Annotated in this window: 19 protein-coding genes; 4 read left to right on the top strand and 15 right to left on the bottom strand. The window is 45.1% G+C overall.

What is annotated here, in order from left to right:
• Positions 1-4: 4 nt before the first annotated feature.
• From BM056_RS22300 to BM056_RS22240, 12 genes are all read right to left on the bottom strand, one after another.
• The gene (locus BM056_RS22300) at positions 5-289 is read right to left on the bottom strand and encodes a UxaA family hydrolase (RefSeq protein ID WP_092474664.1); all 285 of its coding nucleotides are present in this window, start codon (positions 287-289) and stop codon (positions 5-7) included.
• A 372-nt stretch (positions 290-661) separates the two neighbouring features.
• Positions 662-2041, bottom strand: coding sequence for a transporter permease (locus BM056_RS26420; RefSeq protein ID WP_092474661.1), 1380 nt, complete (start codon positions 2039-2041; stop codon positions 662-664).
• Positions 2042-2315: 274 nt separating this feature from the next.
• Positions 2316-3518, bottom strand: coding sequence for a nickel pincer cofactor-dependent isomerase, group 22 (locus BM056_RS22290; RefSeq protein WP_092474659.1), 1203 nt, complete (start codon positions 3516-3518; stop codon positions 2316-2318).
• Positions 3519-3564: 46 nt separating this feature from the next.
• Complete coding sequence (locus tag BM056_RS22285) at positions 3565-4596, bottom strand: Ldh family oxidoreductase (protein WP_092474655.1); 1032 nt, start codon at positions 4594-4596, stop codon at positions 3565-3567.
• A 55-nt stretch (positions 4597-4651) separates the two neighbouring features.
• A complete protein-coding gene (locus BM056_RS22280) occupies positions 4652-6610 on the bottom strand; it encodes a TRAP transporter permease (protein WP_238456612.1) in 1959 nt (652 codons plus the stop codon).
• Between the two features lie 98 nt (positions 6611-6708).
• On the bottom strand, positions 6709-7746 hold the full coding sequence (locus BM056_RS22275) for a TAXI family TRAP transporter solute-binding subunit (RefSeq protein ID WP_092474648.1): 1038 nt from the start codon (positions 7744-7746) through the stop codon (positions 6709-6711).
• A 125-nt stretch (positions 7747-7871) separates the two neighbouring features.
• A complete protein-coding gene (sucD, locus tag BM056_RS22270; protein ID WP_092474645.1) occupies positions 7872-8732 on the bottom strand; it encodes a succinate--CoA ligase subunit alpha in 861 nt (286 codons plus the stop codon).
• On the bottom strand, positions 8716-9891 hold the full coding sequence (sucC, locus tag BM056_RS22265; RefSeq protein WP_092474642.1) for an ADP-forming succinate--CoA ligase subunit beta: 1176 nt from the start codon (positions 9889-9891) through the stop codon (positions 8716-8718). The genes sucD and sucC overlap by 17 nt, the downstream gene beginning before the upstream one ends.
• Positions 9888-10439: a 2-oxoacid:acceptor oxidoreductase family protein gene (locus BM056_RS22260; RefSeq protein ID WP_092474639.1), complete on the bottom strand. Its 552-nt coding sequence runs from the start codon at positions 10437-10439 to the stop codon at positions 9888-9890. Before BM056_RS22260 ends, sucC begins: the two co-directional genes overlap by 4 nt.
• A 220-nt stretch (positions 10440-10659) precedes the next feature.
• The gene (locus BM056_RS22250) at positions 10660-11481 is read right to left on the bottom strand and encodes a thiamine pyrophosphate-dependent enzyme (protein WP_092474633.1); all 822 of its coding nucleotides are present in this window, start codon (positions 11479-11481) and stop codon (positions 10660-10662) included.
• Positions 11469-12626: a 2-oxoacid:acceptor oxidoreductase subunit alpha gene (locus BM056_RS22245; RefSeq protein WP_092474630.1), complete on the bottom strand. Its 1158-nt coding sequence runs from the start codon at positions 12624-12626 to the stop codon at positions 11469-11471. Before BM056_RS22245 ends, BM056_RS22250 begins: the two co-directional genes overlap by 13 nt.
• A 176-nt stretch (positions 12627-12802) precedes the next feature.
• Positions 12803-13576 (bottom strand): IclR family transcriptional regulator, encoded by a 774-nt coding sequence (locus tag BM056_RS22240; RefSeq protein ID WP_165613669.1) that lies wholly within the window; start codon positions 13574-13576, stop codon positions 12803-12805.
• Positions 13577-14030: 454 nt separating this feature from the next.
• On the opposite strand from BM056_RS22240, the gene BM056_RS22235 reads away from it, so the two are divergent.
• The 4 genes from BM056_RS22235 to BM056_RS22220 all read left to right on the top strand — a co-directional run bounded on the left by BM056_RS22235 (position 14031) and on the right by BM056_RS22220 (position 19824).
• Positions 14031-14768, top strand: coding sequence for a sulfite exporter TauE/SafE family protein (locus BM056_RS22235; RefSeq protein ID WP_092474623.1), 738 nt, complete (start codon positions 14031-14033; stop codon positions 14766-14768).
• A 274-nt stretch (positions 14769-15042) separates the two neighbouring features.
• Positions 15043-16074, top strand: coding sequence for a TAXI family TRAP transporter solute-binding subunit (locus tag BM056_RS22230; protein ID WP_092474621.1), 1032 nt, complete (start codon positions 15043-15045; stop codon positions 16072-16074).
• Positions 16075-16186: 112 nt separating this feature from the next.
• Complete coding sequence (locus tag BM056_RS22225) at positions 16187-18154, top strand: TRAP transporter permease (protein ID WP_092474619.1); 1968 nt, start codon at positions 16187-16189, stop codon at positions 18152-18154.
• A gap of 275 nt (positions 18155-18429) precedes the next feature.
• Entirely contained in the window at positions 18430-19824 is a 1395-nt protein-coding gene (locus BM056_RS22220; RefSeq protein ID WP_092474617.1) for an ArsB/NhaD family transporter, read from the top strand.
• Between the two features lie 79 nt (positions 19825-19903).
• Here the strand turns inward: BM056_RS22220 and BM056_RS22215 are convergent, their stop codons facing one another.
• The 3 genes from BM056_RS22215 to BM056_RS22205 form a co-directional block, all read right to left on the bottom strand.
• Positions 19904-21775 carry a methyl-accepting chemotaxis protein gene (locus tag BM056_RS22215; RefSeq protein WP_092474615.1) on the bottom strand — a complete coding sequence of 624 codons (1872 nt, stop codon included), beginning with the start codon at positions 21773-21775 and terminating at the stop codon, positions 19904-19906.
• 178 nt (positions 21776-21953) lie between these two features.
• Positions 21954-23000, bottom strand: coding sequence for an Ldh family oxidoreductase (locus BM056_RS22210; RefSeq protein WP_092474613.1), 1047 nt, complete (start codon positions 22998-23000; stop codon positions 21954-21956).
• A 39-nt stretch (positions 23001-23039) separates the two neighbouring features.
• Positions 23040-23984, bottom strand: coding sequence for a hydroxyacid dehydrogenase (locus BM056_RS22205; RefSeq protein WP_092474612.1), 945 nt, complete (start codon positions 23982-23984; stop codon positions 23040-23042).
• Positions 23985-24174 lie beyond the last annotated feature (190 nt).

The following is a 24174-nucleotide window of genomic DNA, read 5'->3' as shown; positions in this document are numbered from 1 at the left end:
AAATTTACCACCTCGCAGTCTTTAAGTTGTGAGTATGGACGTGTTCGCCCTTTTTAATCGGCGCGCTAACTTTACCAATAGGTCTGTTATACTTAATGATTGACATTCCCTCTTCTATATCCTTCATGGCGATTTTATGCCCGATTTTAATGTCGTTTTTAGCTGTTATCGAAACTGTGGTGTCACTGGACATTACCCAACCTTCTAAAGTTTCTCCAGCCTTGATTTCCTTTACAGCTACGCCAACGGTATCATTTTCGTCATGAATGATAAAGTATGGTTGATTCATTACTGGTTATCCTCCCTTCAAAACCTTGTTTTAATTAAGTAAAGAATTAACTAATTTACAAAAAATGCTATTAATCACCTCCAATGTTAGTTGTAATTCATTAAAGTACAATAAATAATGCCAACATCGCATTGTTAAACACAACCCGGATTAAGCGCAAGATAATCTTATATGTTATGTAGCTAGTGAATTAGAACCTATAAATTTCATAGGTATGCCATCAGAGGTATGTGGTTATACCAGTCATTTTACTCTCTTTTCTTTTTAATGTCAATAATTTGATTTACCTGAAAAACTATCAAAAATTATTTTCCTCTAAAAAAATCAATCAATATACTCACTGTTTATTAAGCAAAAACGTAAACCGGACCTTTATGATATCCAAGTAACAAATAACAGCAGCGCTACCATAACCCAAAAGGAGTAAAACCAATTCATATACGAAACCTCCAAAGGAGTTTTCCCCATAATGTTGGCAACAACCAGGCAATTACCAGAAATGGGCGATATTGTCGACCCCAGCGACCATCCTCCGGCCAAAATCAAGGCAAATATTACAGGATCAATGCCAATTGTACTAGTATCAAGAGCGGCAAAAGTTGAAACCGATATCATCGGGTGGATACCCGCTATACTGGTCAGCACAATAGTAACAAGAATAGTCAGTGATACTGAGACTACCGATTTCCCAGCAAAATGCATGATTAAATGACACAATTTTTCGGACCAGCCTGAAATAGATAAAGCGCTTGAAAAAAAGCCAGCAGATGTAAATAAAATCACTTCCGAGTCGTATTTGTTGGCATGGTTTTTAAAATAGTCAAGATATCCCCCGACAAGACTTTCTTTCCGTCTCATCAATAATAACCACAAAGCGGGGTAGATCAGAGCAATTATTGGAACCATATTAATTACAGAAAAGCTACTTGCGATTTCAATCATAATTATTGCTGATAAAAATATCACACCATATGCGGCAAGTTGAATAACTTTAAATTTATCAATATTGTAATAACAATATTGTATTTCAACTAATTTCTCATTCTTTGTTTCTTTCTTTATCATGAAGTCGGATATATACCCCAACACCAAAGCAATACTCGCAAACAATATACCAAAGCAGAAAAATTGGGGCCAAGGAACATTTAAATAATCCAATACCAGTGCAACAGCTACTGTATTGGGTGACCAAAAAAAAATAGTACCCACCCCTCTTGATATGCTTTTGGTAAGTATACTAAAGCAATTAAGCACTGCACCCCGGGCGGTAATTTTATACGTCAATGGCACTGCACCAATATTCATAAAAACACCGAATATATGACTGCAAATAGCCGGAACCCAATACATTTGCCATCTTCTCTTCATATACTTGGCTGTTAAACTATCAAGTACTTCAATATACTCGCCAATTTCTAAAGGCATACCCAACAGAGGAACTGTTATCAACAACACCAGAAGGCTTACATTTTTCCCCATGGCTTCAACCCAATAATCTAAACTAGCACCGGAATTGAACATTAAATAAGCGCCTACGCCCAAAAGCCCCAGACAGACAATCCTTGTGCCGCGACCAGCAAATGGAATACTGACAAGAACAGCAAAAATAGCTATATAACTTACAAGTGTTTTAAACAATTGATGAGGATAAAACACAATAAGTATGCTACCAAGGATCATCAATAAAAAAACCAGGCTTTTCAACTGGCAAACTTTCCCATTTGATAATGGTTTACATTCAGCAATAGCCAAGGAGAACCTCCTGCTTTGTCCGTTTGGATTTTACGTTAACATAAACACTGTGAGAAGTCGTAATAACGCTACCATCAACCGCACATTCTCCATACTTAAGTTTTTTGTATGCGCGCGAAAACCCCGTGAAAAAAAAGAGATCAACCCGGTCTACGATAACGCCTCCCGGAAAGAGCTCTAACGTCAGACCGGATTGAAGTGCACAAAGCAGCACATTGTAGTCGTTATAACGAAAAGTGAACCAAAATCACATGCATTATGGAATTTTAAAGCTCTAGCTATTATAACCGACAGTATCAAAAATACTATCCACTCTTCTTATAATATCAAAGCTTTGGGCTTCCGCCAGAAGGGACTCGGAAATCCACAGGTACTCAAGGTGCTTGGTGTCCTTAATCCTAACCACCCGGCAGTCTTCACCACGGTGTAGATTATATGCCGTTTCAATTGCATCATGCTCGGTGGGCAGGGTACACGGTATTTTGACCGAACTTAAATAACCTGTGGTCAAAGAATTTTTATAAGTGTTTTGAAAATCAATTGTATCAACCAAACCCTGGATGGTTATATCGGCAAATCCTATGCCCAAAGCGTTTCCTTTGGATTCAGGTGTCAGATTCAGCACTACAAGGGTTTCAAAATTCTGCACTGGTTCGCCACCCAATCGCCGGTGCATACCTATTACGTTAACATCCATCCCCGACCCGCTGATGTTTTTACCCATATCGTCCACTATGAGCACATGTAAATGATCAAAAGGAATTCTTGGCAATTGCTGCCATGCCAATTTCATCAATTCCTTTTCAGCATTTTCGCGTTCTTCCGGCTTAACTCCTTGTAAAGCTAGAGCGTCGCCATGGAAGTTATCCACAGAAGCAATTCCACCCAGCAAATTAATTTTTTGATCAATCACGCGAGCCATTTCCACAAGAACATGTCCTAGCCCGGCGCGATGCGCCGCCTCGGCTCCTTTAACTTTCCCCAGCCCAACGGCCATCATCTTGGTCAAGCCGCTTTCGATCGGGGCGCGAAAGCCAGTGTGAGGCTTAACGCGATTAAATAAAAATACTCCGTCAGCATCCAGCGCGTATTTATCACAGTACACCGGCACCCCGCCGGAAGTATCACCGAGATAGACCGAATCCACACAGGACTTAACAGACACACCCAGGCTCTTTTCGGTGATGCCCATTTTTTCCAGCACCTGAACCTGGCCTTCATCGGTCCCGCCACCATGACTCCCCATGGCAGGAACAACAAAGGGCTCGGCTCCCCAGGCTTTAAAAACATCCACCAAGGCACGGATTACGCGCAAGCCGTAAGGGAAACCCCTGGAACCATAAGGCAGGCATATTCTCATTCCGGGGGTGACGCGATCCCGCAGGCACATGCTGTTCATCTCGGAACGAACCTGCGTTTCAACATCAGCAATGGAACCGCAATCGAGATATTGCTTTACCAAATACATAGGTAACATATCAGTTAGCTCCTTCGACCGATCTCCTGCGACTTTTTTTACATAATCACTTGTCTAGATTTTCCATGTATTTTTTGATTTTTTCCCATACCGCATTATCCACCGGTATACCTTCGGCTTGGCGCAGAATTTCTTTTTGGAATTCCAGTTCGCCGGGGTACAATACCTCCTGGATACCGGGCATGGGCTTGACGCTCTTGATGGTTCCAATAAACTGATCCATTATTTCGTAATATTGATCCACCGGAAGGAAGGATTCAATGGCTATGGCCCCGAGAAAATGGCCGACGTTTTGGGAGCGGGAGAAGTCATCCACCAGTCCCCCGACCCGGGTTGTAAATGCGGCGCCTGTAAGAACAGCGGAAAGTACTTCCGCGATAATGGCCAATCCATAGCCTTTAACCCCGGCGGCGGGAAGCAACACGCCTTCATACCCTTCGTCAGCCGTTTTCGCCATATACCCTTCCTTGTTTAAAGCCCAACCTGCGGGTATTGCCTGTTTATCGGCGGCCATGTTCCGCAGCTTGGTCCTGGCTATGGCACTGGTGGCAAAGTCGATAACAATGCCAGGCTTGCCCTTCACCGGAAAAGCAAAAGACATGGGGTTTGTCCCAAACAGAGGTTCCATGCCGCCAAAGGGAGCAACGCTTGACGGAGCGTTGGTCATGGCCAAGCCGATGCAGTTGTTCTCAGCCGCCTGCATGGTGTAATAAGACACCATCCCGAAATGACCCGAATTGCGCACTCCTACAAATCCGGTGTTGGATGAAAGGGCTTTTTTCACCGCCAGATTCATGGCAAACACAGCGCCAACCTGTCCTAGCCCGTTTTTGCAATCTACCACGGCAGTGTTGGCTGTTTCCATAACTATTTCGGGCTGAGCCTTGGGATCTATAACGCCCCGTTTGATTCTCTCCACATATACCGGCAGGTATGCAATACCATGTGAATCGATTCCCCGCAGGCTTGCGGAAATCATCACTGATGCCGTGGTATCCGCGTTTTCCTCCGGTACACCATAACTCTTAAGCACATCAACACATATTTTTCTTAAATCTGTAACCGGGAAATGTTTCATTTTAGCTACTCCTTTTATAGATACTCCTTCGCAAAACAGTTAATTAAATATGTTATTACATCCCATTTTGGCCAACGGATTTTCCGCCCATCATTCTTCTGCTCTGCAGCAGGTAGACGAGAACCGTAACCGCCAAACCGGTTAAGTCGGTGGCCAATTCAGGTATGATCAGTGCAAAAGCGCCGATAAAAAGCACAATCCGTTCAAAAGCATTACAATTAACGCGAAAGTAGCCTATGACCGCGCAACCCAGCAAGATTACACCCAGTATTGCCGGCACCACCCCCAGCAATGTTTCCACCGGCGAGCCCCTGACAATCAGCAGCGCCGGTTCCAAAACAAACATGTAAGGGATGATAAACCCGCCCATAGCCAGCCGCAACGCTGCCCATCCGGTGCTGAACACGGGCGCACCGGCTAATCCTGCGGCAGCATACGCTGCTATGGCTACCGGTGGTGTCAGAGTTGAAAGAATAGCGTAGTAAAATACAAACAAGTTGGCGGCCAGGGCGTCTACTCCCAGCGCAATGAGCGCTGGAACCGCTATGGTAGCAGCCATAATGTATGCCGGAGTGGTCGGCAGCCCCATACCCAGAATGATACAGGCCAACATGGTTAGAATTAGGGTGGGAACAAGCATTCCGTCTGTAAAGCTGAGAATGCTATCGGTAAAAACCACACCTACACTGGTCAAAGAAACGACGCCGATGACAAAACCCACCACAGCACAGGCAACCGCCACGGCCAACGCCGTCCTGCCCCCGACAATCATTGCATTAACAATTTGGGACAGAGTCATCCGAGTTTCTTTACGCAGAGATGCCACCAGCAGTGTAGACAAAAGACCGTAAAATGCCGCATACATCGCTGAAAAGCCATTAACTAATATAGCGACTATTACTAGCAATGGAAACAACATGTGCCCCCTGGCTTTCAAAACATCCTTTAGTCTGGGAATATCCGACATATTCAAACCTTGCAGCTCCAACCTTCTGGCCTCGCGGTCAACCATGGTCCAAACAGCCAAATAATACAGCAGGGCCGGGACAATTGCGGCGATCATCACCGTTCCGTAAGGAATTCCCGTGAGTTCCGCCAATACAAAGGCCGCCGCTCCCATGACGGGAGGCATGATTTGCCCGCCGCAGGATGAGGTTGCTTCCACCGCGCCGGCAAACCTGGGTTTGTAACCAATTTTTTTCATTAAAGGGATCGTAAATGCCCCCGTTGTCACCACATTAGCCACCGCTGCGCCGTTGATCGTGGCCATGATGCTGCTGCCCAGAATAGCAACCTTGGCCGGTCCTCCGGGCGATTTACCGGCCAAAGCCATTGACCCGTCGTTGATCAGCCTGCCCATGCCCGACGCGGCCATAAATGAGCCGAACAGGACAAACAGAAAAATATACTGTGCGGAAACCCCCAGAGCAATGCTGAATATCCCTTCGGTGCTGATATACATTTGTTCTATGATTCTAGGATAAGTGAAGTTCATGTGCCCGAACACACCCGGAATCCATTCCCCGCACATGGCATAAAACACGCAAGTAATGGCCAGGACCGGGAGAATCATCCCCATAGTACGCCTGGCCGCCTCCAGCACCAGCAGCATTAACATGGTGCCCAGGATGATATCGGTGGAATTGGCCATTCCGGCCCGCATGGCAATATTTTCAAAGAAAAACACCAGATAACCACAGGTAATAGCACTCAACAGCGCGAACAAAACATCAAAAACAGTAGGTTTTCCCATGGGTGATCTTTTTTTGTTCGCCGGGTACAACAGGAATACCAGGAACAAAACAGCCCCCAGATGGATGGAACGCTGTTTAATAGCCAGCAGCAGGCCAAACCCGGACGTGTACAGGTGGAACAGTGATAAACCGATCGCGACGACGGCAACTACATAAAACCAGAATTTCGAGTCAAACTCCCGGTAGTTGCTTTCACTGGAGTACTTTTTCAGTATCTCTTGCTGCTTCTCTTTACTGATGACTGACTCCTGTTCATTCAAGATGCGAGGTCACCTCTCTTTCTGATGGCCCTATTGATTAGAATCTGAGGGCTGTACAGCCCCCGGATTCTAATTTCTATTCAGCTATATTGGTCTGTTTACTGCAACTTTAAATTATCAGGAACTGTTACACCGTTATCCTCGAAGAATTTGACCGCGCCCGGATGCAGCGGCAGGGTCATGCCGTTCAGGCCCTCTTCGATTTTAAAATCAGCGGCCCCTTTATAGGAATTCGCCAGGGCGTCCTTGTTGGCATAAATACTTTCCAGCATTTTATATACCATGTCTTCACTGAGATCCTTATGGGCAACCAGAATATTACCCACGGCTACTGTTTGCACCGGTTCGCTTTGGCCCTTATAAGAGTTGGCCGGCACTTCAACCGGAATGTAGGCCGGGTACTTCTCGATCAGCTTCTCCCTCACGTCACCGTCAACCGGTAGAATTTTTGCTTCTACGCGTGTCGTCATTTCCGTCACGGAAGCGTGGGGAATGCCGCCGGCGATAAAGGCCATGTCGGTCTGCCTGTCCGTAAATTTTTCAGCAGCTTCCGAATTTGATACATAGTTGGCTTTGGCGTCTTTGTTATTTTGATAATCAATCCCGACTATGGAGAGGATTTCCCGGGCGTTCAGTTCAGTACCGCTTCCAACGGGACCGGGTATAATGTTTTTGCCTTTCAAATCCGCCAGTTCGTTAATGCCTGAGTTGACCGGCACTACAAAATAGCAATAATTGGGATACAGGTAAGCCATGCCGTAAAAATCATTTTTGGGATTTCCTTCAAAAACATTTTTACCGTTCCAAGCATCCCCGGCCACACCGTTTTGCAGGAAGGCAACCTGAGATTCATTCCTGGTAAGCAGCTCAACGTTTTGTGTTGATCCCGCGGTAGATTGAACAGATGCCTGAAGCCCGTCCACCTTCTCATTCCACATATTGGCAATAGCGTTACCTAAAGCGTAGTAGATTCCCGCAGTTGTAGCAGTTGAAATATTAACGTAGGTTTTCTTGCCCGGACTTGAAGAGTCTGTGTTTTCATTGTCCGAACCTTCGCCGGACGAACTGCTGCAGCCCAGTGCTCCCAAAAGCACCAAACTTAAGCTCAGGATAATGGCAAGCAGTTTTTTATTCATTTGCTCTCCTCCTTTTAGGGTCAATAAGTTTTGGCCGCTAAAAAGTAACCACCCGCATCCATAAGAATACCGCTTTTTTCCACCCCCTTTACAGCCTGCTTGGAACAACTATTACCGGCAAGGCTTTACTTGACCGCCTGCAATAGCTCGTCCAGCGTCCTGACCACGACAATCCCGGCTTCAGCCAAACTCTTTATTTTGGACTCCGCGGTACCGAAGCCTTCCGCGACAATAGCCCCGGCATGTCCCATCTTTTTGCCGGCAGGCGCCGTCCGGCCGGCGATAAAGGCTACGATTTTTTTGGGATAGCCGTTTTCGGTTACGTATTTGGCAGCCAATTCCTCACCGGCACCGCCGATCTCGCCGATCATAACGACGGTTTCGGTCTGGCCGTCATCCCGGAACAGGCGCAGAACGTCGACAAAATCGGTTCCTTTGACGGGGTCACCGCCGATACACACGCAGGTGGACTGGCCGATCCCTTTATAGGTAAGGTTTGAGGAAACCTCATGGGTCAAAGTGCCGCTGCGGGAAATGATGCCCACGCTGCCCTCGCTGTAAATGTAGCCGGGCATGATCCCTACCTTGCCTTTGCCGGGGCTGATAACGCCAATGGTATTGGGGCCGATTACGCGCACCCCCGCTTTACGGGCCATATTTCTGATCACCAGGCTGTCGTGAACGGGAACGAATTCGGTAATAATAACAATCAGTGGTATTTTATGGTCAATGGCTTCGATGGCCGCGCTTAACACACCGGCAGGAGGCACCATGATCATGGAAGCATCAACCTGGTGTTCTTTTTGAGCCGCGGCCACGGTATCGTAAACGGTGACGCCGTGCACTTTTTGACCACCCTTGCCGGGAGTGACTCCACCGACAACGTGGACATGATACTCCAACATCTTCAACGTGTGGTAGGTGCCTTGCTTGCCGGTTATTCCCTGGATGATGACGCGGATATCCGGATTAACTAATATAGCCATGGTCAGTCACCCTCTTTTTGTTCATTTGTTCCAGCAGCAGGATTACCGCCTCCTCGGTTGTGCCAAACTTGATTATAGGTATGTTCTCGCTTTCTAAAATGGCCCAACCTTCATCCTGGGAGTGACCTCTCATCTTGACCACGATAGCCTGGGTGGGCTGGAGTTCGTTAATGACCCGAACAACCCCCCGGGCCATTTGTTCACAGTTGTTGATACCGCCAAACAAGTTGATGAAAACACCCTTGACACCGGATGTTTTGAGCACTACCCTCAGGGCATTTGCCGTTTTCTCCATGGTGGCGTCCCCACCAAGATCTAAAAAGTTAGCCGGTGCACCACCATGGGCCCAGATCATATCCATGGATGCCATGCCCAAACCGGCACCGCCGGCAATAAGTCCAATATTGCCTTTATCCATACCCACATAGGAAATACCCAGTGACTTGGCTTCCGCTTCCAGCGGGTCTGAAATATCGGTCTTGCGTTCAAAACCCTGCACAGCCTTGATCTTGAAAAGAGCCGAGTCGTCGATTTCAATCTTGGAATCGGCAGCCACTACATTGCCGGATGCATCAATGACCAGTGGGTTGATTTCCGCAGTTAAGGCATTATGTTCAAAATAACAGCGCACCAGGTTATGCAATATTTTTGCCGCTTGAACCAATTGCCGCCCTTGCAGCCCGGTTTTAAGCAACAGGTCCAGCGCCTGGTGCAACCGATACGCAGCCAACGGGTCGAGGTGTGTTTTAAACAGTCGCTGGGGATAGTCCCGGGCAACTTGTTCGATATCCATACCGCCCTGAGCGGAGACCATCAACAGCGGCAGTGATTCCCGGGGGTCCAGGGTGATTCCCAGGTAAAACTCCCGCGCTACATCCAGCTTTTCTTCGATTAGAATTATTTCTACAAGCTCCCCGGATAGTTTCAGGGATTGTAGATCCGCAAAAGCTCGCACCAGTTCCCGTTCATCCGCGACGAATTTGATACCGCCCGCTTTACCGCGCCCACCGCGCAGCACCTGGCTCTTAACCACTACGGGAAATCCTATTTTCCGGGCCGTTTCAACAGCCGCCTCCGGAGTGCGCACGGCCGCGCCGCTGGGAACGGGAATGCCAGCCTGACTGAAAATTTGTTTGCCTTCAAACTCATAAAGTTTCATTGTTTATCACCTTGCTGCCCACAGTATTCCAGAGCCATATCGACGGCCTTCATGTTCACCGCCCGGATCTTGGCCGGGAGATTCTCGGCAATAGTGCTTTTCATTGCTTCCAAGGACACCATTTTAGTGGCGTTAACCAACGCAGTAAGCATAACTGTGTTGGCGACCATCTTGTTGCCTACTTTTTCCTCGGCCAGTTTGGTGGCGGATACCCGATGCAATTTCTTAATTCCCTCCGGAACTTCAGTTACCAGGGTATCGTCGATGAAAATGTCCGCAGTATTGATATTAATTTCTTTAATGTATTTATCAAAAGCAGGCTGAGACATGGCTACAAAAATATCGGGGTTTAGCGTTTTAGTGTAGTCGATTGGTTCATCGGAAATAACCACCTCGGCCCGGCAAGCGCCGCCCCGGGCTTCGGGGCCGTAACTCTGGGTCTGGGCAACCTCTTTGTTCTCGTGGTAGCCTGCGGCCTGGGCCAGCAGTACTCCCATCAGGATTACACCCTGACCGCCAAAACCCGCCAGCTTTATTTCAGTTCTCAATTTGTTCCCTCCCCGACTGTCAAGGCCAATTCCGGACAAATAAGTTCACAGGTTTTGCATTTGGTGCACTCTCCAGGTTCGGTTACGCACGGAATGATATAGCCTTTGCCGTTCCTTTTTCCGGATGGCTTAATGATTTTCTTCGGACAGCAATGAGAGCAAAGATAACAGCCCTTGCAATACAGCTCGTCTATAATTATCATTTCTTCACCGTCCTCGTTTAGTTGGCAGCTGCCGCTCGATGGATTTTTTCGTAATAGTAGCCGGCAAATTCCGGACGCTGCGTGTCGTGGTGCAGGGTGCCGATCAGAAATTTTCCCGCCAGCTCTTCCGCACTCTTCTCCGTGGCCGCGCTTACGCTGATGGTGCTCGCCTTGATCATATCCAGCAGTTTGGCGGGATCTGCCGTGCCGTGGATTACTCGCCCGGCCTGGGTGGGGCACTGGGTTAGCACTTCCACAAAGGAGAACCCCCGGTGGTCTATAGCTTCAGTTATGGCTTTGCTGAGCTGACGCGGGTGTGCCGTGGTCCAGCGGGCGATATAGGTAGCGCCGGAGGCCCAGGCCAGTTCGCAGGCGTCAAAGGGCATTTCCGGGTTGCCGTACGGCGACGTTTTGGTCTTGTAGGCCGTGGGTGTGGTGGGCGCCACCTGTCCACCGGTCATGCCGTAGATTTGGTTATGAACCATGATCACAGTTAGATCAATGTTGCGCCTGGCCCCGTGGATAAAGTGGTTACCGCCGATGCCCAGGCAGTCGCCGTCACCGCTGAATACGATAACTTTACGGTCAGGGTCGCTCATTTTCAGGCCGGTGGCAAAAGGGATCGCGCGACCATGGAGTACGTGCAGTACGTCCGCGTCAATATACACCGGTATCCAACCCGAACAGCCAATGCCGCCTACCAGCGCCAGCCGTTCGCGGATGCCGGAGTTGTCGATGGCTCTGACCGTAGCGTTTAAGATGGTGCCGTTGCCGCAACCGGGGCACCATAATAACGGAAGTGCCTTTTTCCTCAGATATTTTTCTCCTAACAGGTGCATGACCGGACCCTCCTCTCGATTTCAACCTGAATATCACCGGGAGTATGCAGTATCCCACCCAGTTTAGACAGGCTGATCACTTCCTTCCGTCCGCCAACTGCACGTTTAACTTCGTTTACTACGCGGCCGATGTTTAATTCGGGCACAATTAGGGTGTGCGCGCCAGTGGTTAGTTCAACCAGTTTTGATTCCGGAAACGGCCAAATAATGCGCAGTTTCAGGTAACCCGCTTTGATTCCCCGAGCGCGGGCATCCTTAACCGCTCGCAGCGAGGGCCTTGATGGACTCCCGAAGCTGACTACGATTATTTCCGCATCTTCGAGATAGCTTGATTCTATATCAACGAGTTGGTTGGCGTGATCGGTTATTTTCCGGCACAACCGTTCAGTAAGCCGTGCACATACATCAGGCAGGTGGGCCGCGCGGTTACCTTGCTCGTCATGTAATTGACCGTCAATCAGCAGTCTATAACCTTCATTGAAACCGGGCATACCGTCCAGCAGTCCATTTGCTTGAGCTTCGTAAGGTTGAAAGCCATCTTTGGCCGGCTTTTTCCGCTCCACCGGGGCCAGGTTGGCCGGAATCCGCACTTTCTCGCGGGTGTGGCCCACGATTTCGTCGGATAACACATAAACCGGCACCCGGTAGTGTTCGGATAGTTCAAACGCCTTATACGTCAAATCAAAAGCCTCTTGGCTCGAGGAAGGCATTAGGGAGATAATTTCATAATCACCGTGCGAACCGTATTTGGCCTGCATAATATCCTGCTGCCCCGCCGCAGTGGGCATCCCGGTGGCAGGTCCGCCCCGCATAACGTTGATCACCACTATTGGCGCTTCCACCGCCGAAGCATAGCCAACACCTTCCTGTTTCAAGCTGATGCCTGGACCGGAGGACGCCGTACACGCTTTCAGGCCGCCGAAAGAGGCGCCAATGGTGGCACAGATACTGGCAATCTCATCTTCCATTTGCATGAACACACCGTCGACCTGGGGCAGGCGCTGGGCCATTGTTTCCGCCACCTCCGAAGCCGGAGTTATCGGATAACCTGCAAAAAACCTGCAGCCGGCAGCTATGGCAGCCTCGACGATGGCTTCATTACCTTGCAAAATTTTAACATTTTCGTTGTTCACCTCTTGTCTCATACTAAACCTCCTTGTTGTCATATTTATTGCGATATTGCACCTTAATTCACAATCTACTTTTTCTTATACCCTTATGCAATCAATAACCACAACCTTTGCGTTTTGTCATAAAGTATCCAATCCTCTCACCTCTTTACTAGTTGTTTTTTATATGGTTTACTGGAAAACTTATTGGTTCAAGATTCCTGAGACCTAATGTAGCCTCCAATGCTCCTAACCAAATCTACGGCCGCTTTTTTAACAATTTTTATCTTAAAAGGTATTTCGTCTTGGGAAAAACGGTTTTCCGGACCCATAATTCCAATTGATGCTACGACTCTTCCCTTATAGTCAAACACCGGGGAGCCAATTGCTACGGTTCCTGGATTTACTTCACCAAAGCTGAACGCGTAACCGTTTTCCCGAATCTGACTCAATTCAGCAATAATGCTTTTTCTATTTATACTTTTTCCCATAGCTCCTAATATTTGCTCAATTTGGTCAAGTACGCAGCTTATTTCATCTTCAGGCAAGTAGGCTAACATAGCCTTTTTCAAAGCACCCTGGGTTAAAAGCGTTCTCTTTCCTATTGCTTGAACAAATCTGAGCTCGTGTACCGTGTCGATTTTGTCAATCAATACCCCTTCATAACCATCCCTGACAGTCAAATGGGTAGTTTCCATGCTTTTTTCCATCAATTGCTTCAGAATCGGTCTGGCAGACTCCATAATTGACATATTAGATCTGGCGATCAAACCAAGTTCCATAATCAATAACCCCAAACGAAACTTTTTATTGTTATCATTTTGTATAACCATGCCGTACTTTTTTAAATCAAGCAGGATTCTATGTACTGTGCCAACGGGAAGCCCGGACCGGCGAGCTATTTCGGAAGCACCCCATTCCTTTTTGTTACCTTCCGGAACCAGTGATTTTAAGATAATTACCAATCTTTCAACAACTCCTGACATACTCTTTAACCCCATTCGTATTATTTAGTTACATGACCAATTGGAAAATTACTTAATTTTAAGCTATTAAATAGATTTCTCATTATTTGAGAATGTTTCTCAAATTATTTGCAGATAATTTATCACAGCCCAATAAAGGTGTCAACAAACAATAAATATATTTTTTAACATTTGTCTTTAATAGCCCACTGCCAGTATCAGACTTTAATCGAGCAAAGATCCTCATTTTTCAACACCTAGCATGTCTATTAAAAAAAAATAATAATCAAACAATTAAAACCCTTCATGGTTATTTTAGAAATGACTTATATTGCATGATAAGCGCCCGCTTCCCATAAAAATAATAAGCTTATTGCGCTATTGGATAAAAGATGCTATATTATTAATAAATTGGTATGACATCAGTGGTATGAAAATAGGGGTATAACATTAGATCTAGATTCAGGAGGCGCATATGATTACTTTTTTTTCCGCCGCCGCTGCATTTTTAGCCGGGTTAATTAAGACAACTTTTGGTGTTGGCGCAGGGGTTTTTCTAACTCCTCTCCTGTCCATAAACATGGACCCCAAAACTGCCGTCGCGTTGATGGCACCAATGATGCTGTTTTCTGACCTTTCAACCATCGGACTGCACTGGAAAAAATGGGATGTGAGTCATATTAAAATACTCATTCCCGGTGGGGTAATCGGAGTGTTTATTGGAAGTTATTACCTGGCTTGGGCTTCACTGAGTATAACCCAGGTTACTATTGGCATAGTTGCTATGGTTTTCTCATCTTTACAAATCGTGCGCCAACAAAAGTCTGAATATTTCACCAATCTTAATATGAAACCTGCCCACGGCGCATTGATCAGCGTTTTGGCAGGCGCTGCATCAGCAGTTGCCCACTCCGGCGGAATAGTTATCTCCATTTATCTGGTTACCCTGGGTTTGGCCAAGCAGGCCTTTGTTGCCACGCTGATTTTGTTCTTATTTGCCGGTGATATTTTAAAGATGGCGCTTTTTGCAAAATTGGGGATACTAAATTCAGAAATCCTTATTGTTGGCTTGCTATTAACTCCGGCTTTATTTTTAGGCAGTTGGTTTGGTAGTAAGTTAATTAATAAGCTCACCGATCATCAATTTATTTTTATTGTAAACATTTTTATTTTCCTGAGCGGGCTTTTTTTAATTATTAAGAACTATTGTTAAACCATTATTAATATTTGATAAATTTATTAACTAGTAATTGCCTTTAAAAAGATAAACTGTTATAATTCTGTAAAATCGCTGTCTAAGGTTGGAGGTATGACCAATGTTACTTGTGAAAAAGTACTCAATACTATTTTAATAGTTTTTATCTACGATAACCCAAACACTGCTTATTAAAGTTTTGAAGTTAGTTATTTTATTAAATACGGGAGGTGAACTAAAAAAATTACTACTTAAACAACCTAGTTAACCATTTATACAAAGGAGGAGTAAAATGAAATTTACTGCTAAGATTTTTCTGCTTATTGTTTCCCTGCTTGCGCTCGGCCTTCTTGTAGCCGGCTGCGGCGGAAGTGGCGGCGAAGGCGGAGAAGAACAAAACAAGGCCGGTCAAACCAGCTTCAGTTTGGCAACGGCGGGAACGGGGGGCACTTACTACCCTATGGGAGGCGGCGTTTCCAGTGTCGTCCAAGATGCTACAAATTATGAAATAGCCGTGGAAACCAGCGGCGGTTCCGCCGAGAATCTGCGGCTTATTGAAGCCGGTGAAACTGAGCTGGCCTGGGCCAACGCTTCTGAAATATACTGGGCCTGGAACGGTGAAGAATTCTTTAAGGGGCAAGAATTAAAGAGTTTTAGAGTTGTAAACTTTGGCTGGAACGCCATTTTCCACTGGGCGGTTCATAAAGGAAGTAATATCAACAGCTTTGCAGATCTGAAAGGCAAAAAAGTCGGTATTGGTCCGCAAGGGTCCGGATCAGCTATATTTGGTGAAACTTACTTTAGGGCTATCGGCATGTGGGACAAGGTCCAACCAATGTATTTGCCCCCCGACGATCAGGCAACATCATTCAAAGATAAAAAAATAGATGTGTTCGGATATTTTTCACGGGTGCCAATGGCATCGCTGATGGATATCGCAGCAGTAACGGATATTAAATTACTAGATCCAACCATTGAAGGTGCTCAAGCAAACTTCTCCCAGAAATACCCCTTTTATACTAAAACAGTCATACCTAAGGGATCTTATTCAGGTCAAGATCAAGATGTTAGTATGTATAACAACCCGGTTTATCTGGTCGTAAGAAAAGATATTTCCGATCAAGTCGTGTATGACCTTTTAACGGCTATTTATTCCGACAAAGGACAAGAACGACTGAAACAAACCAACAAGGCAGCAGAAGACATGACGCTGGAAAATGCTTTGCAAGGCATGGAAGAGATGGGAGTACCACTACATCCCGGAGCAATCAAGTTTTTTGAAGAAAAAGGTCTGGAAATTCCACAAGAACTGATTGAAGGTTAAGCTACTGTATTTTTAATACCGTATAACTACATAACTGGCATCTTTAATGGTGCCAGTTATGTCATCACCCTTGATGTCAATATATTCTTGGCAAATTAGGAGGTGTAAATTTATGAACAAAGATTTTGTAGCAACCCAAGGCCCACCACAAACAGAGCAGGATATGGAAAAAATGATTGAACAATATGAAGGGGCTTCTTCCAAAAGAAATTTCACTGGTTTTTTTGGTCAATTTATTGCCTTTATCGCCGCCATTTTCACCCTTTTTTTTCTATATCAAGGCGCATTCGGAGTTGTTTCGCCGGAGGCCAATAGAGGTGTGTACGTAGGTATAACCATCTTTTTATGTTTACTTATTTACCCTGCCTCAAAGAAATCACCTAATGACAAAATTACGATATTGGATGCTCTTCTGGGTATTCTGACCCTGGTTACTACATGTTATTTCATTTTTATGTATCCTCAGATGGCATATCGCATCGGGTTTGTCACCACGCCAGATTTGATCATGGCCATCATCGCGATATTACTGGCGCTTGAAACCGTCAGACGTGTAACAGGCAACATATTATTCTTTATAGCCCTTGGATTTTTATTATACGCTTATTTCGGAAACTTATTGCCAGGCATGCTGTCTCACAAAGGATTCAGTATTACCAGAATAGCCAGTTTCATGTACGCCTCTCTTTACGGTATTTATGGCTCAGTGGCATCAATTTTCGCATCATTTGTTTTCCTGTTTATTACATTTGGAACTTTTTTGGAGTATTCCGGAGCTGGAAGATTTTTTATCGACTTCCCATATTCCTTACTCGGAAGAGCCCGCGGCGGTCCAGCCAAGGTGGCCGTTCTGGCCAGCGGTTTCATGGGCAGCATTAACGGCAGCGCAACCGCCAACGTGGTTACTACAGGCACTTTCACCATCCCCCTGATGAAACGCGTAGGTTATAAACCTCACATGGCCGGTGCCATCGAAACCGTGGCATCCACGGGCGGGATGCTGATGCCGCCAATTATGGGTGCAGGCGCATTCATCATGGCGGAATTCACCGGAATCCCTTACTGGGATATCGTCAAAGTATCCATTATTCCGGCTATCCTTTATTATTTGTATCTGTATTTAATGGTTGATTTCCAAGCCCACAACCTGGGTTTGAAGGGTCTTAACAAAAGCGAGTTGCCCAATCCAATGGAAGTTTTTAAGTCCGGCTGGTACTTTATCATTCCGGTTATAGTCATCATTTACATGCTTATTGCCGGGTATTCCCCCCCCATGGCTGCAGTAATCGCTGTGGTATTGACCATTATATGCAGCTGGTTCAACAAGGAAACGCGCATGTACCCCAAGGATATTTTCAATGCCCTGGCAAAGTCGGCTATAACGTCTTTGACCGTAGGCGCCACCGTGGGTGCCATCGGTGTTATCATTGGCGTCGTATACCTAACTGGTTTGGGACTTAAGTTTTCGGATATTATGCTATCCCTTTCCGGAGGATTCTTGCCCCTGGCCATCGTGTTTGTTGCCGTTGCCTCCTATGCTCTTGGCATGGGCGTTACGGCCACTACTTCCTATATTATTCTCGGTGTGCTGGCGTCACCGGCGCTGCAGGAATTGGGCGTCGCTCTTCTGCCCGCGCACTTAATCATCTTCTGGGCATCTCAGATCGCCAACGTCAACCCGCCTGTATGCCTGGCAGCTTTTGCCGCCGCAGCCATTGCCAAAGCTGAACCGATGAAAACCGGTTTAACATCTATGATTTTCGCGCAACCATTATATATCATGCCCTTTGTATTTGCTTACGCGCCGGCCATACTTCTGGTTGGCGAACCGTCCGATATCTACCGCACCATCGCTTCAGTAACCTTGGGCATGATCTTAGCGGCATGCTTCTTCCAAAACTGGATGCTGCGCAAGCTGATGCTGGTTGAACGGCTGATTATGGCCGTAGGAGCAATACTGCTTATATTGGCCGGTTCCGCCACCGATTACATTGGATTTATCATTGCGGGGGCAATTTTTATATTCCAGCTACTGACCAGAAACAAAAAAATAAATAAATCACTGGATACTGCAGCATAAAAACAATCATATAGTCATGCTTGAGTTTGCTTTTAACATTATATGATTAAACCATTATCAACATCAGTATTTAGCTATATAACCATAGGATCAATTGATAAAACTAACTTAGAATCAACTTAACTATTAAAGCAACGTAGAACATGCTAAACATGTCTACGTTGCTACTTCCCGGTTTTTACCTAAATCATTCATTTTTCAACTGCAAATCGACATATAAACATCGTTAATGTACCGATTTTTTACATTTTTTGGTAGACAAAGGGGGAAGTGATTTGTCCGACCATATACAGTTTTACTTAGCTGCAGGCGTGTTTTTAACTACTTATATCATTATAATTTCCGAAAAAATTCACCGCACAGTCATTGCTTTATTTGGCGCTTCCTTCTTAGTGGTTTTTAAAATTCTCAGCCCCGAAGAAGCAACACACCATATTGATTTTAACACAATAGGCCTGCTGGTGGGCATGATGATAATAGTAGGCATCACCCGACAAACAGGTATCTTTGAATATTTAGCCATCAAGGCCGCCAAGATTTCCCAAGGTCAGCCGCTTAAAATTATGGCTGCGCTGTCACTGGTCACCGCAGTGTTGTCTGCTTTATTGGATAACGTAACTACAGTGATGCTAATTGTTCCCATAACCTTTGCCATCGCCCAGAAACTTAGAATTAGCCCCATCCCCATTTTAATAGCAGAAATATTATCATCTAATATCGGTGGCACTGCCACCTTGATCGGCGACCCACCTAATATTATGATCGGCAGCGCTACTCACCTAGGTTTTATGGACTTTGTCATTAACCTAACGCCAGTTATTATTTTAGTATATGTTGTGAACATTACACTGCTTAGATTAATTTACCGATCGCAACTTTCTGCGGATCAAGAACGTCAGAAAATAATTATGGAGCTTGAGGAAAAAGACGAGCTTAAAAACCTACCCCTACTACGCAAGTGTTTGCTGGTTATAGGATTAACCATGCTGGGTTTCGTACTGCATCAGCACCTGAATATGGAATCCTCAGTTATTGCCCTTACCGGAGCCGGTTTGCTGCTGTTAATCTCCGGGGAAGATCCCGAACATGCTCTGCACGCTGTGGAATGGCCGGTGATTTTCTTCTTCATCGGCCTGTTTGTTCTAGTGGGCGGGTTAGTTAAAGTAGGAATTATCTCATCCATTGCCCAAAGTACTATGAACATAACCGGAGGGACCATGATTCCAACCTCAATGTTAATACTTTGGTTGTCCGGCATTGCATCAGCTTTTGTGGATAATATACCATTTGTCGCAACCATGATACCCATGATTCATGATATGGGCCAGATGATGAATATAAGTGACCCTAATACTATAAACCTATTTTGGTGGTCGCTGTCTCTGGGTGCCTGTTTGGGCGGAAATGGTACCATCATTGGCGCATCAGCCAATGTAGTCGTTATCGGTATGGCAGAAAAAAGAAGTATGCCAATAACCTTTATGCAATTCTTTAAGATTGGTTTTCCATTGATGTTGCTAAGCCTGGTAATATGTGCTGTATATTTGGTAGTTTGGCACTTTTTCGGTGACCTGGTAACCATAATAGGTACTTCTATATTCGGTGTGTTGTTAATTTTAGCGTCTATACCCATAAACAAGTCACTAAATAAGCTAAGAATACATGGTTAAATAATAACTTGAGCTAAAGGGAGCAGCGCCTGACGGATGCTGCTCCCTTTAGCTCATCAGCCTTTTACCTGCTTCCGGGTTATTTGTTTTCGCTTTCGTCAATCTTAAACTTGATCACGATGTTTTGCATTTCAGTAGCCATATTGGCAAGCTTTTGAGCTGTGGCGGATACCTCTTGAATGGTAGACGCTATCTGTTCGCTGGCACAGGTAAGCTGCTGCGTCCCCTCGTCGGCTTGTTTGGCCCCCTCGGCAACACTTACAATTAACTCCGTATTCATTTCAACGGCTTTGATTATCTGTTCCAATGAGAGCCCGGCGTTATTGGCAACTTTAACACCCTCTTTTACTTCACCGTCACCTTGCTTTATTGCATCAATAGCATTTGCCATACCGGCCTGAATTTCTTCTACTAGACCGATTATTTCCCTTGCGGCACTAGCTGATTGCTCGGCCAGCTGACGAACTTCTTCCGCCACCACCGCAAAACCCCGTCCGTGTTCCCCGGCCCGGGCGGCCTCAATGGCAGCATTCAGAGCCAAAAGATTGGTTTGATCCGCTATGCTCGTAATGGTATTAATTATCTCTCCAATTTGTTTAGATTGCCTGCCAAGTTTTTGAATAACATCGGAAATATTTTTAGATGCTACAGCAATTAAATGTATTGTTTCAATAGTATCCCGAACTGCCCGGTTTCCTTCTCCGGCCACCTTTTGAACCTGCCCGGATTCCCTTGCGGCAATATCCGCATTCTCTTTTCCGTGAGTGGATGTGACTGCAACTTCGTTTGCAGTGCTGGCCATTTCTTCAACGGTAGCACTGACTTCTTCACTGGAGGAAGCCAGATCCTGACTGCTCGTGTATAGTTCGTCAGAATTCTTTTTGATTCCTGTAATGAGTCCGCGCAAGTCAACTATAGTCTCGTTAAAAGCGTGAGCCAGTTCTCCGATTTCGTCCCGCGATTTAACTTGCACGTTTTTGGTCAAATTGCCTTCCGCCAATGCCAGAAGCCCCTCTTTTAAGGAATTTAAAGGATAGATGGTCTTGTTGCTCAGCAAGATACCAAGTAATGCGGCAAGCAGCGCGCCTATAGCCATGATGATTAAAGTATTTTGCACTATACTATTGGCTTCAGCTACAACCTCCTCCGTTGTTTCCTGTGTCACCACCACCCATTTTAGGTATGGTGTGCTGCGATAACATGATTGCCAGCTTTTTCCTCCGCTTGTATATTCCATATTGCCATTTTGGCCTTTCAGCCCGGCCTCAACGGGACCCACGGCTGAAAAATCCGTACGTTCGATAGCTATTTGAGTGTCAGGATGTACTACTACTTTACCAGTAACGTCTGTTATATACGAGTAGCCGGTCTTGCCTATTTTTGCTTCGCTTAGAATATCATCCAAACCGGCCAGGGATAGGGATATTTGAAATACTCCAATGATCACATCATCCTTCTTGATCGGAGCGCTGACAACAACGATAGGTTTTTCATTAGAGCGGGAAACTATAACATCGCTTATAGAGTACTCTTTTCCGGCCATAATATCGGTAAAATACGAACGATCATGCAGATCCAACAGTTCTCCATCATCTGATCGTACAATTTGCATTCCGTACCCGTTTATTACTCCAATTACGTCTATATCTTCATAGTGTTCTTTGACTGGAGTGATTAAGGATTTTAGCTCCTGTGGGTTCATTTTATTGACGTTGGCCGTATTACCCAATGAAATGGCTATATCGACTTTTTCCTTAATTAACTGATCAACCTGACTGGCCAGTTGCTTGGCCACCAACATATTATTTTCGTGCACGTTACTAATTAATTTATTCTTCACGTTAATACCCGTCCATATGCCCCCCGCCAGCAGCGGCACTACGGCAACTAAAACAAAAAAAACTATGAGCTTAAACCTAAGGCTTGTCCCCTTTTTTAAACCAGCTTTCATAAAAATTATGTACCCCCCTTTTTTTATAACATTCTCATAAACCACATCATGGTAATATTTACCACAATTATGGTTTAATTTTGATTCTTATTTTCACAGTATCTATAAGCAAAACCATAACTCATTGAATCTATAGCTTTGCTCCTTAATCCCTTTATAAATATTTTTATGTATAAACCTAAAGTGTAAGTTTTTCAATACCAAGGGAAGCAGCTATCTCGTTAAGCTCGTTTAATAAAACAGCACCAATAGGAATACCTTCCTTTAATCTTTGACCGGCTTTTATATTCTTTCGCTCTCCCGGCAGTAATATATGATCATAGCCTTTTGCCCTGGGAACGGCTTTTATTTCAGCTATCAAGTGTTCCATGCGATTGAGATATTCATCCTTCGGCATAAAAGACTCAATATTCATGGCCATAAAAAAATGGCCAATATTTACCGGCTCCTGGCTATCATCGTAAATCCACCCCACATGCTCACCATAAGCTGCGCCGCTAACTACACCCGACAATATTTCCACAGCCAAAGCCAAAGCGTACCCTTTTGGGCCACCAACAGGAAGTACTGCTCCTTTCAAAGCTTTTTGAGCATCCGTTGTTGGATTACCATCAGCATCAATAGCCCATCCCTCGGGTATAGGACGGTTTTCTTTGGCTGCCAGAATAATATTCCCCCTGGCCACGTTACTGGACGACATGTCAACTATAACCGGCTGACCGTCGCGAGGAAAACCAAATGAAATTGGGTTGGTTCCCAAATATGGTTTTCTACCACCCCAAGGTGGAATGCCAGGGGGAGAATTGGTAATAGCGATGCCAATCATACCGGCATGCGCAGCCATTTTACAATAATATGTGGCGGCACCAAAATGATTGCTATGCCGGGCCGACACCACTCCAAAGCCAGCTTCCATAGCTGTTTCGATAGCTTTTTCCATTGCCCGCACAGACACCAGCTGACCTAATCCGTTATTTCCATCCAGCAAAAACACAGAATGAGCTGTGCGTATGAACTTTATATTCGGACGGGGATTTATACGGCCACTTTGTAACCTTGTAAGGTAGACAGGTAGACGACTAATTCCATGGGTGTCAATACCGTCAAGACTGGTATCCACCAGAACGCCGGCCACAATTTCAGCATCTTTTGAGGAAACACCTGCTCCCTTTAATAGGTTTAAACAAAAGTTTTTTAAATCTATCGCTGCAATATTATATTTCATAAACTAAACTTCTCCTTAAGTTTCTACCGATAGAATCCTTCACATATTAACCAAGCAACTTGACGGCTCGCCGTTGAGTACTTTTATTACCTCTCTGGCCACCATTACTGAAGTTTTGATTTGAGACTCTTCCGTGAGCCCGGCAATATGAGGCGTAAGTATAATATTATTCAGCTCAAGCAGAGACGAATCAAGCGGCGGCTCACGTTCAAGCACATCCAAGGCGGCACCTGCCAATTTTCCGGAGACAAGTGCTTCGTAAAGAGCCTTCTCGTCAATTACCCCACCCCTGGCCGAATTTATAATAATTGCGGTAGGTTTAGCTAACTTTAAGACTTGTTTATTTATTAAGTACCTGGTCGATTTATTTAAAGGAACATGAAGGCTAATAAAATCTGAACAACTGATTACCTCTTCCAAACTGGCCAATTTAACCCCAAAATCAGAAGTTGCTAATTCATAAGGAGGCAGAAATGGATCATATCCTATAATATTCATACCAAACGCATTAGCCCTTATCGCAATCCTTGTACCAATCTCACCGATACCTATAAGGCCCAGTGTTTTGCCATATATTTCAGCACCAGTATAGCGCTTCCGGTCCCAATACCCTTGTTTAACGCTAACTGTCGCTTCAGCAGGATGCCTTGCAAAAGTAAACATTACAGCAAAAACATATTCCGCCACCGATATGGAATTTGCATTTTTTGCACAAACTAAAGCTATATTCCTATCCTTTACAGCCTGCAGATCGATATTATCCAATCCTACCCCTAATCGGCCAATCACTTTTAAACCCGGTGCGGATTGTAAAAGTAATCGGGTAACTTTAGTTTGATTACGGACAATAAGTACATCTGCATCTTGAATTACTTTTGGTAAATCCTGTTTTTTCCACAAGTCCGGATCATAAATGATTTCACCCACCTTAGTTAATATTTCATTACCCTTGGCCCAATTTAATTCAGTTATTACTGTTTTCATTAGGTCGCCTCTCATTTACAAATTTATTGATTAGACCATTAAATATACAATTTCATAATTGAATTTTATCAATGTATGTTGTCTTAGGTATGTTGTTATGGGTATATGGTCTTACCACCTTTAAACAAACAAATTATACAAGCTTATTTTGCACATTGTCAATCACATTTAACAGTTTTAATCTGTTTTA

It is taken from the genome of Desulfotruncus arcticus DSM 17038 (assembly GCF_900113335.1).
Lineage (GTDB): Bacteria > Bacillota > Desulfotomaculia > Desulfotomaculales > Desulfallaceae > Desulfotruncus > Desulfotruncus arcticus.
Note: the sequence above shows the minus strand (reverse complement) of the source record. Positions and strands in the feature narration are given on the sequence as shown.

What these genes read in the sequence shown, in the direction of transcription:
- BM056_RS22290 (WP_092474659.1), bottom strand. Translation starts at nt 3,518, where the DNA reads ATGTTACCTATGTATTTGGTAAAGCAATATCTCGATTGCGGTTCCATT.
- BM056_RS22230 (WP_092474621.1), top strand. Translation starts at nt 15,043, where the DNA reads ATGAAATTTACTGCTAAGATTTTTCTGCTTATTGTTTCCCTGCTTGCG.
- sucC (WP_092474642.1), bottom strand. Translation starts at nt 9,891, where the DNA reads ATGAAACTTTATGAGTTTGAAGGCAAACAAATTTTCAGTCAGGCTGGC.
- BM056_RS22240 (WP_165613669.1), bottom strand. Translation starts at nt 13,576, where the DNA reads ATGTCAGGAGTTGTTGAAAGATTGGTAATTATCTTAAAATCACTGGTT.
- BM056_RS22235 (WP_092474623.1), top strand. Translation starts at nt 14,031, where the DNA reads ATGATTACTTTTTTTTCCGCCGCCGCTGCATTTTTAGCCGGGTTAATT.
- BM056_RS22215 (WP_092474615.1), bottom strand. Translation starts at nt 21,775, where the DNA reads ATGAAAGCTGGTTTAAAAAAGGGGACAAGCCTTAGGTTTAAGCTCATA.
- BM056_RS22300 (WP_092474664.1), bottom strand. Translation starts at nt 289, where the DNA reads ATGAATCAACCATACTTTATCATTCATGACGAAAATGATACCGTTGGC.
- BM056_RS22245 (WP_092474630.1), bottom strand. Translation starts at nt 12,626, where the DNA reads ATGAGACAAGAGGTGAACAACGAAAATGTTAAAATTTTGCAAGGTAAT.
- BM056_RS22285 (WP_092474655.1), bottom strand. Translation starts at nt 4,596, where the DNA reads ATGAAACATTTCCCGGTTACAGATTTAAGAAAAATATGTGTTGATGTG.
- BM056_RS22205 (WP_092474612.1), bottom strand. Translation starts at nt 23,984, where the DNA reads ATGAAAACAGTAATAACTGAATTAAATTGGGCCAAGGGTAATGAAATA.
- BM056_RS22275 (WP_092474648.1), bottom strand. Translation starts at nt 7,746, where the DNA reads ATGAATAAAAAACTGCTTGCCATTATCCTGAGCTTAAGTTTGGTGCTT.
- BM056_RS22210 (WP_092474613.1), bottom strand. Translation starts at nt 23,000, where the DNA reads ATGAAATATAATATTGCAGCGATAGATTTAAAAAACTTTTGTTTAAAC.
- sucD (WP_092474645.1), bottom strand. Translation starts at nt 8,732, where the DNA reads ATGGCTATATTAGTTAATCCGGATATCCGCGTCATCATCCAGGGAATA.
- BM056_RS22225 (WP_092474619.1), top strand. Translation starts at nt 16,187, where the DNA reads ATGAACAAAGATTTTGTAGCAACCCAAGGCCCACCACAAACAGAGCAG.
- BM056_RS22250 (WP_092474633.1), bottom strand. Translation starts at nt 11,481, where the DNA reads ATGCACCTGTTAGGAGAAAAATATCTGAGGAAAAAGGCACTTCCGTTA.